This window comes from Marseilla massiliensis, from assembly GCF_016899855.1.
GTDB lineage: Bacteria > Bacteroidota > Bacteroidia > Bacteroidales > Bacteroidaceae > Prevotella.
This window is the reverse complement of record NZ_JACJJG010000005.1, coordinates 23,614-35,769: the sequence shown is the minus strand read 5'-3', so window position 1 is coordinate 35,769 and position 12,156 is coordinate 23,614. Positions and strand designations below refer to the sequence as shown.

At 50.3% G+C, this 12,156-nt stretch carries 9 protein-coding genes; 7 read left to right on the top strand and 2 right to left on the bottom strand.

What is annotated here, in order from left to right:
- Positions 1-99: 99 nt before the first annotated feature.
- Genes dxs through H6A34_RS02270 form a run of 4 tightly spaced genes read left to right on the top strand, consistent with a single transcriptional unit; the run spans position 100 to position 5,881 of the window.
- Positions 100-2,016, top strand: a complete 1,917-nt coding sequence (gene dxs / locus H6A34_RS02285) for a 1-deoxy-D-xylulose-5-phosphate synthase (protein WP_205103216.1) — start codon at positions 100-102, stop codon at positions 2,014-2,016.
- Between the two features lie 39 nt (positions 2,017-2,055).
- A complete protein-coding gene (gene trkA, locus H6A34_RS02280; protein WP_205103214.1) occupies positions 2,056-3,399 on the top strand; it encodes a Trk system potassium transporter TrkA in 1,344 nt (447 codons plus the stop codon).
- Positions 3,400-3,408: 9 nt separating this feature from the next.
- Positions 3,409-4,866, top strand: coding sequence for a TrkH family potassium uptake protein (locus H6A34_RS02275; RefSeq protein ID WP_021949432.1), 1,458 nt, complete (start codon positions 3,409-3,411; stop codon positions 4,864-4,866).
- Between the two features lie 49 nt (positions 4,867-4,915).
- Complete coding sequence (locus tag H6A34_RS02270) at positions 4,916-5,881, top strand: type I phosphomannose isomerase catalytic subunit (protein ID WP_205103212.1); 966 nt, start codon at positions 4,916-4,918, stop codon at positions 5,879-5,881.
- A gap of 399 nt (positions 5,882-6,280) precedes the next feature.
- Here the strand turns inward: H6A34_RS02270 and H6A34_RS02265 are convergent, their stop codons facing one another.
- Positions 6,281-7,303 carry a DUF4435 domain-containing protein gene (locus tag H6A34_RS02265; RefSeq protein WP_021949434.1) on the bottom strand — a complete coding sequence of 341 codons (1,023 nt, stop codon included), beginning with the start codon at positions 7,301-7,303 and terminating at the stop codon, positions 6,281-6,283.
- The gene (locus H6A34_RS02260; RefSeq protein WP_021949435.1) at positions 7,296-8,117 is read right to left on the bottom strand and encodes an AAA family ATPase; all 822 of its coding nucleotides are present in this window, start codon (positions 8,115-8,117) and stop codon (positions 7,296-7,298) included. Before H6A34_RS02260 ends, H6A34_RS02265 begins: the two co-directional genes overlap by 8 nt.
- 97 nt (positions 8,118-8,214) lie before the next feature.
- On the opposite strand from H6A34_RS02260, the gene H6A34_RS02255 reads away from it, so the two are divergent.
- The 3 genes from H6A34_RS02255 to H6A34_RS02245 all read left to right on the top strand — a co-directional run bounded on the left by H6A34_RS02255 (position 8,215) and on the right by H6A34_RS02245 (position 11,824).
- A complete protein-coding gene (locus tag H6A34_RS02255; RefSeq protein WP_205103210.1) occupies positions 8,215-9,135 on the top strand; it encodes a DMT family transporter in 921 nt (306 codons plus the stop codon).
- A 147-nt stretch (positions 9,136-9,282) separates the two neighbouring features.
- Entirely contained in the window at positions 9,283-10,209 is a 927-nt protein-coding gene (gene cysK, locus H6A34_RS02250) for a cysteine synthase A (RefSeq protein ID WP_205103208.1), read from the top strand.
- Between the two features lie 307 nt (positions 10,210-10,516).
- A complete protein-coding gene (locus H6A34_RS02245) occupies positions 10,517-11,824 on the top strand; it encodes a glycoside hydrolase 5 family protein (RefSeq protein ID WP_205103206.1) in 1,308 nt (435 codons plus the stop codon).
- Positions 11,825-12,156: the final 332 nt, after the last annotated feature.

Genomic DNA, 12,156 nt, shown 5'->3' with positions numbered 1-12,156 from the left:
CAAGAAAGAAACACGGCCGACACGAATATAAAAAATAACAGAATTTATTTTGTTCTTACCTTTGTTTACATTAACTTTGCATTCATATAAATTAATGTAATGGCAGCAGGAACTAACGATTTTACACTTCTTAATACCATAAAATACCCTGACGACCTGAGAAAGCTGAAAGTGGAGCAGCTACCGCAACTATGCAAGGAACTGCGCAACGACATTCTTAAAGAGCTGTCAGTGAATCCCGGCCATCTTGCGTCAAGTATCGGGGCTATAGAACTTACCGTTGCACTGCACTACGTCTACAATACGCCCTACGACAGACTGGTTTGGGACGTGGGCCACCAGGCTTACGGACACAAGATTCTCACGGGGCGCAAAGACAGTTTCTGCACCAACAGGAAACTGCACGGAATAAGACCATTCCCGTCACCATTTGAAAGCGAATACGACTCGTTCGTGTGCGGACATGCGTCAAACTCAATATCGGCGGCACTAGGCATGGCCGTGGCCGCGAAGAAAACCGGACATGACGACAGGCATGTCATAGCGATAATAGGAGACGGCGCCATGAGCGGAGGCCTGGCTTTCGAGGGCCTCAACAACGTATCAACCACGCCGAACGACATGCTCATAGTGCTCAATGACAACAACATGAGCATTGACCGAAGTGTGGGCGGACTGAAACAGTCGCTCATCAAGCTCAACACCAACGAGACGTACAACCGTGTGAGATTCAAGGCTTCGAAATGGCTGAATTCTAAAGGATACCTGAATGACGACCGCCGCAAAGGCATAATACGCCTGAACAATGCGCTAAAGTCGGCCATAAGCCACCAGCAAAACATCTTCGAGGGACTTAACATCAGGTATTTCGGCCCGTTTGATGGGCACAACGTCATAGAGCTCGTGCGCGTGTTGCGGCAGCTGAAGGAGATGAAAGGGCCTAAACTGCTGCACCTGCACACGATAAAAGGACACGGATACGCCCCCGCGGAGAAAGACCCTACTACGTGGCACGCCCCCGGTTGTTTCAATATCGACGCGGAAAAACGTATCGAAACTGACGAGACTGGCATTCCGCCGAAGTTCCAGACCGTGTTCGGCGAGACTCTTTTAGAGCTTGCAAAGACCAATTCGCGCATAGTAGGAGTGACACCGGCCATGCCTACGGGCTGCTCGATGAACATAATGATGAAGGCAATGCCCAACCGCACGTTTGACGTCGGCATAGCCGAAGGCCACGCCGTGACCTTCGCGGCAGGCATGGCAAAAGACGGACTGCTGCCTTTCTGCAACATATACAGCTCGTTCGCACAACGCTCGTACGACAATATAATACACGACGTGGCCATCCTGCGGCTGCCCGTAGTGCTCTGTCTTGACCGTGCCGGACTTGTAGGCGAAGACGGGGCGACACACCACGGAGCTTTCGACATAGCAGCGCTACGCCCCATACCCAACCTTACCATCGCCTCTCCTATGGACGAACACGAGTTGCGCAACCTCATGTACACGGCACAACTCGAAGGTAAAGGCCCGTTCGTAATAAGATATCCGCGCGGACACGGAGTGCTTGTGGACTGGCGTAACAAATTCGAGGAAATAAAAGTAGGCACCGGCCGCAGATTGAAAGACGGCAATGACGTAGCTGTCTTGACCGTGGGGCCTATAGGCAACATCGCCGCCAAGGCAATAGCCAAGGTCGAAAAAGACACTGACGGACGGATTAGCATAGCGCATTACGACATGCGCTTCATAAAGCCCATGGACGAAAAGTTGCTCGAAGAGATAGGCCGCAAATTCCATAAGATAGTGACTGTTGAGGACGGAGTACGTGCCGGCGGATTCGGTTCGGCAGTGCTTGAATGGATGGCCGACCACGGACACCAATGCAGGATGATACGCATCGGACTGCCGGACATGTTCGTAGAACATGGCACTGTTGACGAATTACGCCACATAACAGGCACTGACGCTGACGCTATTGCCTCAGCAATTCTTGAGGTACACGAATCCTAAACTCCGCCCAAGACTTTAAATAACATATAAGATAAGGAAATGAAAATAATCATTGCAGGCGCTTACGCCATAGGAACCCACTTGGCTAAACTGTTGTCGCGCAACGATCAGGATATTGTCCTGATTGACGAAGACGAAGAACGCCTTAACAATGTAACCGGTGACTACGACCTAATGACGGTACATGCGTCGCCTTCAAGCGTCAAGGCGCTGAAAAACGCCGGTACCGGCAATGCCGACTTGTATATCGGAGTGACACCTGACGAAAACATGAACATGAACAGCTGTATCATGGCCAAAGCTCTCGGAGCAAAGAAAACAGTGGCAAAGGTCAACAACTACGAGTTCATGGAACCGGAACTGAAAAACTTGTTCGGCAAGGTTGGCATTGACTCGCTTATCTATCCGGAGAACCTTGCGGCATACGACATCGTTAACGGGCTGAAAATGAGCTGGGTAAGGCAACGATGGGACGTGCATAACGGAGCTTTGGTAATGCTCGGTATAAAGTTGAGGGAAACATGCGAAATACTGAACGAGCCTCTGAAAGACCTCTGCAAGCCTGAATCTCCATACCATATCGTTGCAGTAAAGCGGGGTGACGAAACTATAATACCACGAGGAGACGATGTATTGAAAATATACGACATGGCTTATTTCATGACCACCCGTAACTATATTCCATACATAAGGAAAATTGTTGGAAAGGAACATTACGTTGACGTGAAGAACGTTATGGTAATGGGAGGTGGCAACACTGCCATAAGGGCGGTACAGATGATGCCGGAATACATGAACGCGAAAATCCTCGAAGACGACGAAAGGCGCTGCGAACAAATCAACGAGCTTATTGACACTGACAAGGTAATGGTAATCAACGGTGACGGCCGCGACATCCCGTTACTCATCGAGGAGGGAGTGAAGAACACCCAGGCTTTCGTTGCACTGACAGGCAATGCCGAAACAAACATCCTGGCGTGCCTTACGGCAAAACGGCTCGGCGTGCGCAAGACCATAGCCATGGTCGAAAATATAGACTACGTAAAGATGGCCGAGAGCCTTGACATCGGCACCATCATCAACAAAAAAGCCATCGCGGCCAGTCATATATACCAGATGATGCTCGATTCCGATGTCAAGAACACACGATTCCTTATGACTGCTAATGCCGACGTGGCCGAGTTCACTGCACAGGAGGGCTCGAAAGTGACAAAGAAAAAAGTGTATGAGCTCGGTCTTCCCCACGGTACAACAATCGGAGGGCTTGTCCGTAACGGCGAAGGACACCTCGTATCAGGAGGTTCGCAGATTGAAGCTGGTGATATAGTTGTGGTATTCTGTCACAACATAAACATGTCAAAGATAGAAAAATTCTTCAATTAAGCCACGAACATGATTAACGCTAAGCTTGTATACAAGGTAATAGGCTCGCTTCTTTTCATCGAGGCAATAATGATGTTGTCATGCCTGCTTGTATCAGTTTATTACAAGGAAGACGACATTCCCGCGTTCCTCATAACGATAACCATCACGGTACTTGCGGCCATCGGCCTGAAATACAAGGGCTACGGAGCCGAAAACAGCATGGGGCGGCGCGAGGCATACCTGCTTGTAACACTTATATGGATCATCTTCAGTGGGCTCGGCGCGCTGCCGTTCGTAATCAGCGGATACCTCACAAGCTATACGGATGCTTTCTTCGAGACAATGTCGGGCTTCACTACGACCGGAGCCACGATAATAGATGATGTCGAGGCGTTGCCGCATGGCCTGCTGTTCTGGCGCTCACTGACACACTGGATTGGCGGTCTTGGTATCGTATTCTTCACCATAGCCATACTACCCTCGCTTGTAGGGGGAAGCGTCAAGGTTTTCTCCGCAGAGTCAACCGGCCCGATAAAATCGAAGCTGCATCCCCGTCTAAGCACCAGCGCAAAGACGATATGGGCCGTGTATATCGTGCTTTCGATAAGCTGTGCCGCGTTTTTTTACATTTTCGGGATGGGACTTTTCGACAGCGTAAACTACGCAATGTCGATAATCGCCACAGGAGGCTTTGCCACCCACAATGAAAGTACTGCTTACTTCAACTCCGCTGCGATAGACTATACGTCAATAGTGTTCATGCTTCTTTCAGGAGCCAACTTCAGCCTGCTCTACCTTGTCGTAATAAAAGGAAGGATAAAGGAGTTCTTCAAGGACGCAGAATTCAGGTTTTACATGCTCGTAGTACTCCTTTCCACCGCTACGATAATGTATTTCCTCATCACGCACAACGATTACAGCATATCCAAAGCCTTGCGTAACTCATTATTCCAGGTAGCGGCATTTATCACCACAACCGGTATTTTCAACGACGATGCAGCAAAATGGCCGCATATAACGTGGATTATCCTCAGCCTGTGCATGGTGTTCGGAGCCTGCGCAGGAAGTACAAGCGGAGGAATAAAATGTATAAGATGCGCCATACTGTTCAGGATTATACGCAACGAATTCAAGCGGCTGCTGCACCCGAGGGCCGTGCTCCCGGTCAAAATAAACGGCAACATCGTGCCCAACCAGTCTGTTCCGACACTTCTTGTATTCTTCACATTATACATAGCAGCCGTATTTTTCTCGTACTTTACGTTCACGCTACTCGGCGTCGACAGCACAAACTCAATGACAATTGCAATAAGCAGCGCAAGCAATGTAGGGCCTACGTTGGGCCTCGAGATTGGGCCGACGATGTCGTGGAGCTCATTGCCGGACATCGGCAAATGGATTTGCTCCATGCTGATGCTGATGGGGCGACTTGAGTTTTTCAGCGTAATAGTGCTGTTCACAAAAGCTTTCTGGAAAGAGAACTGATAAGATAATAGGCTTTAAGCCACACTTCAATTAAAAAAATTAAACTAATATGCAACCTGTAAAATTCAAGCCTATCCTCAAACAGACTATTTGGGGAGGCAATAAAATCGCCAAGTTCAAGCGTGTTGAAGGACATGATGACGAACAAATCGGCGAGAGTTGGGAAATATCCGGCGTAAAAGGCAACGAAAGCATAATAGCCAACGGCCCTTACGAAGGAAAGACATTGCCCGAAATGGTGGCCGAAATGCAAGACCGGTTAGTTGGAACTGAAAACTACAAACGCTTCGGCAACGATTTTCCGCTACTGATAAAATTCATTGACGCACGCCAGGCATTATCCATACAGGTACACCCAGACGACGAAAAGGCAAGGCAGCAAGGCATGAAAAACGGCAAGACGGAAATGTGGTACCTTATGGACTCAGAGCCGTACGCCACATTGCGCTGCGGACTAAAACAGGCTATAACGCCGGAACAGTATAAGGAAATGGTTGCCGACACGACCATTTGCGATGCCATTGCCGAGTTTCCCGTCAAGGCCGATGACTGTTTCTTCATACCGGCGGGCAGAATCCATAGCATTGGTAAGGGCTGCTTCCTCGCCGAAATACAGCAAACGTCAGACGCAACGTACAGAATTTACGACTTTAACCGTCGTGACAAGAACGGCAACCTGCGCGAACTGCACACCAGGCAGGCGGCCGAATGCATTGACTACAACGTGCAGGAAGATTACAGGACGGAATATGTACCGGCAAAAAACCAAGGCGTGTCGCTCGTACAATGCAGGTACTTCAACACTGCCGTATACGACCTTGACGAGCCGATGACCCTCGACTACAGCGAACTTGACAGCTTCGTGATAATCATCGGGCTGAAGGGAGAGGCTACTTTCACCGACAACGAGGGTAACGCCACTACATTACGTGGAGGCGAGACCATGCTCGTACCTGCAACGACAAAGACACTGAACGTGAACGGAGAAATCAAGTTTCTCGAGACTTACGTGTAAACAGCAACGTCAACAAACAATAACCAACAGGCGCAAAAAGTCTGTCGTTGTACCATTTTCTGTCAGTTTTGCATGTATCTTACTGAAAACAAGGCGATTACATGCTGACAGACATTCTTTAAATGTGTCAGCCCTATGTCAGCGGACATGCCCCGGCTCCATGCAGGGGCAAACCCGCCGGCATATGGCTGGCATGTTTACGCATGCCCGGCAGCCGCCGACAGGCAACAACAAGCCAAATACATTTTAACCACTGTACAGGCTGATAAACGGATAAAAACAAGTGTCCTGATTATAACCGACGGCCTATCGCGCCGTAATTGACCGTCAAACACACTGCAAAAAGCCGTCTTTCACACGATAAAAGACGGCATATTACGAACGCCGCACATGCCGCGCTCACTCGCCATTAGTTTCCCGCTCCTTGATTCCAAGGAAACGTTCTATGTCCTTTTGCGTCCTGCGGAAAGGTTCCGACATGACATATCCCATGTTTTTCTTCAACATCTGCTCGATATCCTGCACACTGTGCGAATAGCAGGACAGCTCATTGCGCATTTGCGTGGAATGCACTGCCTGATGGCGTATTTCCGATTCGCGCTCGCGTATCAGTATTCCACAGACCTTGGTCATTAGCGGCATGACGACCTTATCGAACAAGTGGTGTCCCTGAATATAAAGATAAGTAGTCCCGGGAGTTACCCCAAGCTCTATAAGTTCACGTTTAAGGGCCAAGTACGAATCCTTGGCGTCAGGATGTTTCTTGCGCAGCCAGTTGGTTTTCTTCCACACTTTATTCCTTATGTTGGTAATTGCAATTTCGGGAGAATACACGTTAAAACCGCCTATCTCCACCACCTTGTTGAAGTCTGTGATGGTAAACTGCCCGTATATGTTCCTGCGGTAATGCCAGATTGACCATACAAACAGCGGGAAAATAGCTTCACTGAACTGCCTCATAAAAGTCTGGAAGTCGAACACGGCATGGTCGTTAAGCGTCACCATGACGCATACATTATGCAACGACGGGGCATAACACTGCAAGTTCTCTATCGCGTAGGCATAGGTATGGAAAACATACGGATTGGAGATTATTTCCTTTGACGTCTGCGTAGCTCCCTGAATAAGGTAGTCATAGTCGGCATCGACACACGCTATCATATCCTGTCCGACGTTGCCGTACAGCAGATTCATCAGCACTGAACGTTTGCCGCGCTCCAGAGTGCTGTGCGACGGCAGCATTACCTCAAAATACCTCGTGTCGTCCTCATAATTGCCGAGCAGCGTCCTCCAGAACAACACGTCATCGTAACTCTCGACGTAAGCAACTATCTTGCGCCGGGCGTTCTTCGGCTTCAGGCTGTTGGCAGCGCTGAAATACGCTGAAGTAATATTGTTTCCAAGACGTTTAGAGCTACTCATTGTCCGTTATGTCGCTGACCTCGGTAATCTTGTCTATCCATCCGTTCATCACCACGGCAGGCGAATGTGTCGTTAGTATTATCTGTACATTGTCGTTCAGTTCGAGTATAAGGTCGATAAGCCGTTTCTGCCATTCGATGTGCAGGCTTACCTCGGGCTCGTCCATGAACAACACGTAAGGTTGGTTGTCCTCGATGAGCACCGTCAGCAATATGGCCAACATCTGTTTCTCTCCGCTCGACAACTGGTAAGGATACAAGGCCTCGCCTATCTGCGAGAACTTGATTTCGTTCTCGGTACGTATTATTGTCTTTCCGGTATCCGAGAACAGGTCGTCAATCAGGTCCTGGAATTTCTTTTTAGGCTCCGATATGCGCTGCGCCATTATCGCCGCGTCGGGCTGTCCGCTCTGCAATACGGCAATTATACGGTTGCCGATGTTCACCTGGTAATCAAGGTATTTCCTTTGCAACTTGAACAACTGCCAGTCAAGCTCCGTGGCAAGATTCGCCCCCATCTCGCCTATTACGTCAGCATTAAGCAGGGGGCGGTCGAAAGAGCGTATTACGTCATAACGTATAAAGCCCGCATCTTCCGGGCATACGGTTATGTGTACACCTTTCATAAGATGGTTGGTTATGTCGCCGTTGGGACCCACGCTCTTCACCACCTTATTTATAATGGTACTTTTGCCTACGCCGTTGATTCCGCTCAGTATGTTCACGCGTCTGTCGAGCTTCCATACAACGTGTCGGCGGCCGCTCCAAAGGGAGTCTATCTCTATTTCTTTTATGTAGTCGGCGTATTTTTGCATAATATTGATTTTATCCTTACTTATTCATGGCAAATATAGTCATTTTATTTTGAATTGTGTACCTTTGCACGCAAAATAATAATAAACTTATATTTTCATGACTAACAATCGTCCGCTAATCGCGCACTTGTGCATGTTCTTGGCTTGTGCGTTCTGGGGGTTAATGGCGCCTCTGGGCAAAGATGCCATGACCCACGGTTTTACCGGTATTGACGTAGTGACGTTCCGCGTCACGGGCGGTGCCGTGCTATTCTGGCTCACGTCGCTGTTTGTCAAAAAAGAGCACGTTCCAAAGCGCGACCTGCTCATGCTTATAGGCGCCGCCTTGCTCGGCCTTGTGTTCAACCAGTGCTGCTATACCATCGGCCTTAGCATAACTTCACCCGTCAACGCAAGTATCGTGACCACATCAATGCCAATCTTCGCCATGCTCCTTGCAGCCTTAATACTGAAAGAGCCCATAACCGGCAAGAAGGCAGGAGGCGTAGCAATAGGCTGCGCCGGCGCCATAATACTTATCGCCACCAGCGCGGCCGCCACGAGCTCGAAGGTAGGCGACATCCGCGGCGACCTGCTCTGCCTCGGCGCGCAACTGTCGTTCGCGTTTTATCTTACGATATTCCGCGACCTCATACGCCGCTATTCCGTCATAACAATCAACAAGTGGATGTTCACCTACGCGTCTGTTTTCATACTGCCGTTCACCTTCGGCCGCGTGTCGTCCATTGATTACTCGGCCATACCTGTATCAACATGGCTCGAGACAGGCTTCGTTGTATTCTTCGGAACATACGTAAGCTACATCCTGATGATGGTTGGCCAGCAGACACTCCGTCCTACCGTAGTCAGCATATACAATTACGTGCAGCCGCTCGTGTCAGTCACGGTGAGCGTTCTTACGGGAATAGGCGTGTTCAAGCCGTCACAAGGACTTGCCGTCATACTCGTGTGCCTTGGCGTATGGCTCGTAACCCATTCCAAGTCACGTCGGGACATGGAGAAAGAAATGAAAAATTAAGAGTTAAGAATTAAGAATTAAGAAAATATGTATTCCTCTTTTATATGGCTTATTTATCCCATTCGGCTTATTAGGCCTCAGCTATGTCACCACAAGGCATATTTTCTTAATTCTTAACTCTTAATTCTTAATTTAATAACTTCCATCATGCAAAGCAAAAATATTCTTTCATTCATCGGCAACACCCCGCTCGTAGAGCTGGGTCGTTTGTCGTCACATGAAGGCGTAAGCACGCCTGTCATGGCAAAAGTAGAGTTCTTCAACCCCGGTGGTAGCGTAAAAGACCGCGTGGCACTGGCTCTCGTCAACGATGCCGAACGCCGCGGACTGCTCACGCCGGGAGCCACGATAATCGAGCCTACGAGCGGCAACACGGGCATAGGACTTGCCCTCGTGGCCGCCGTCAAGGGATATAAACTGATACTGACAATGCCCGAAACAATGAGCATTGAGCGCCGTAAGCTCGTGGCCGCATACGGAGCGGAGGTCCGACTTACGCCGGCGGCCGAGGGTATGGGCGGAGCCGTAAAGGCAGCCGAGAGCCTGCAACGCTCCATTCCGGGCTCGGTTATTCTCGGACAGTTTGACAACCAGGCCAATCCTCAGTGCCACTACGACACCACGGGACGCGAGATTTGGGAACAGACTGACGGAAATATAGACGCTTTCGTTGCCTGCGTAGGCACCGGAGGCACAATATCGGGCACGGGCCGACGCCTCAAGGAATACAACCACGACATCAAGATAATAGCCGTTGAGCCGGCATCGTCGCCTTTGCTGTCGGCCGGGCACAGCGGCCCACACAAGATTCAGGGTATCGGTGCGAACTTCATACCTAAGACATACGACGCCGGAGTAGTTGACGAAGTAGTGACCGTAACCGACGCCGAGGCAATGCGCACGGCACGCCTCACTGCCAGCAACGAGGGACTGCTCGTAGGAATATCGTCAGGAGCGGCACTTGCGGCGGCACTTGCGGTAGCCAAGCGCCCTGAATACAGCGGCAAGCGAATAGTTACGCTCCTGCCCGACACGGGCGAGAGATACCTCTCCACCGAGTTGTTCAACATCTGACCGAATACACGCATGGCGCTTAGCGGCAGGCACCCCGTAGCCTGTTGAAAACCGCGCGACATAAAGCGCCGACGCAAAAGGCCGTCTTTCGCAATGCAAAAGGCCGCCTATTAACGCCTGAAAGGCCGTCTTTCATAATGCGAAAGACGGCCTTTTACATTATAGCCGAATCTGTTGCACAATCACGCACGGCGCCCTACATGCAACAAGCCGTCAACATAGTACCAGCATCCGGCAAAATTGTGCTATATGATAAGACATTAATAACGTAACTTTGCCACACCGGAAAAACCGAAAGACAATAATCATGAAGAAACTATTATCAGCACTTATCGCGCTTGCCCTCGGCACGACACAGGGCAATGCGCAAACAAGCCACACGGCAAGTAATGACAATTTCATCAGCGTAAGCGGCGGACAGTTTGTCCGCAACGGCAAACCGTACTATTACATAGGCGCCAACTTCTGGTACGGAGCCATCCTCGCGTCCGAAGGAACGGGCGGCAACCGGCGGCGACTGAAGCAGGAACTCGACTCACTGAAAGCCATCGGAGTTGACAACCTGCGCATTCTGGTAGGCTCTGACGGAAAGCGCGGCGTGCCAACCAAGGTTGAGCCTACGCTACAGACCGCTCCGCGCGAATATAACGACACTATCCTTGCCGGCCTCGACTACCTGCTGGCGGAAATGAGGAAAAGGGACATGGTAGCCGTGCTATACCTCAACAACTCATGGGAATGGAGCGGCGGCTACGGCCAATACCTCGAATGGGCCGGCCACGGCAAAGCTCCCGTACCGGCTAAGGACGGCTACCCCGCCTTCATGGACTTCGTAAGCCAGTTTCCCAAGTCGCCGAAGGCAAAACAACTATTTGCCGGCTACGTACGCGACATCATCTCACGCACGAACAGGTACACCGGAATACGCTATGCCGACGACCCGACCATCATGTCATGGCAAATAGGCAATGAGCCAAGGGCATTCTCAACTGACGGCAAGGAGGCTTTCGCCGAATGGATGGAAGAGGCCGCAGCACTGATAGACTCGCTCGCCCCGCGGCAGCTTGTGTCGACAGGCAGCGAGGGGCAACACGGTTGCGAGGAGGACATGGCCCTGTTCGAGCGCATACATGCCTGCCCGCATGTCGACTACATGAACATACACATCTGGCCGTACAACTGGGGATGGGCGCCGCAAGACAAGCTGACGGACAATCTCAAGCATGCCAAAGAAGCCACAAAGGAATATATCGACAACCATCTTGACATAGCCCGCAAATACTGCAAGCCGCTCGTGCTTGAGGAATTCGGCTATCCGCGCGACGGATTCAGGTTCACCAAAGACGCCGCAACGACGGCGCGTGACAGCTATTACGAATATATATTCAGCCTCGTAGAAGGCAACGCGCGCAACGGCGGACTGCTTGCAGGATGCAACTTCTGGGGGTGGGGCGGCACGGCCAGCCTTCCCGTAGGGCACGACTACTGGCAACCCGGCGACGACTATACCGGCGACCCGGCACAAGAGGCACAAGGACTTAACTCCGTGTTCAGCACCGACACTACAACGACAAACCTGATCAGGATGGCTAACAGGAAACTCGGCAGCTTTTGACCCATGTCAAAAAAGTGGGCTCCAACAAAAATATCATGTGCCAAAATGGCGTAACATTAGCGGAACGGTTGTATTTTTGCACTCGAAAACAACGGATAACAAGTAAAAGGATTGGCTCGCAAGGGCAGTATTTCTTAGGATAACAAAAACAATAGGTATTATGAAAAAGAATGTAAAAAGCTTGCTCCGCAGTTTCAGGAAGAATCTTGCGTGGAGCGCGAACGTAATGTATGGCGCACGTTTCAACCGCTAAGCCGCCATACTTAGACAGCAAGACCAGACACAACAATATAAAAGAAACAGGTCGTGTAACGGACAGTCAACCGTTGCAC

Bases quoted from the DNA above. Each gene is read 5' to 3' on its own strand.
- dxs (WP_205103216.1), top strand. From the start codon at position 100: ATGGCAGCAGGAACTAACGATTTTACACTTCTTAATACCATAAAATAC.
- trkA (WP_205103214.1), top strand. From the start codon at position 2,056: ATGAAAATAATCATTGCAGGCGCTTACGCCATAGGAACCCACTTGGCT.
- H6A34_RS02275 (WP_021949432.1), top strand. From the start codon at position 3,409: ATGATTAACGCTAAGCTTGTATACAAGGTAATAGGCTCGCTTCTTTTC.
- H6A34_RS02270 (WP_205103212.1), top strand. From the start codon at position 4,916: ATGCAACCTGTAAAATTCAAGCCTATCCTCAAACAGACTATTTGGGGA.
- H6A34_RS02265 (WP_021949434.1), bottom strand. From the start codon at position 7,303: ATGAGTAGCTCTAAACGTCTTGGAAACAATATTACTTCAGCGTATTTC.
- H6A34_RS02260 (WP_021949435.1), bottom strand. From the start codon at position 8,117: ATGCAAAAATACGCCGACTACATAAAAGAAATAGAGATAGACTCCCTT.
- H6A34_RS02255 (WP_205103210.1), top strand. From the start codon at position 8,215: ATGACTAACAATCGTCCGCTAATCGCGCACTTGTGCATGTTCTTGGCT.
- cysK (WP_205103208.1), top strand. From the start codon at position 9,283: ATGCAAAGCAAAAATATTCTTTCATTCATCGGCAACACCCCGCTCGTA.
- H6A34_RS02245 (WP_205103206.1), top strand. From the start codon at position 10,517: ATGAAGAAACTATTATCAGCACTTATCGCGCTTGCCCTCGGCACGACA.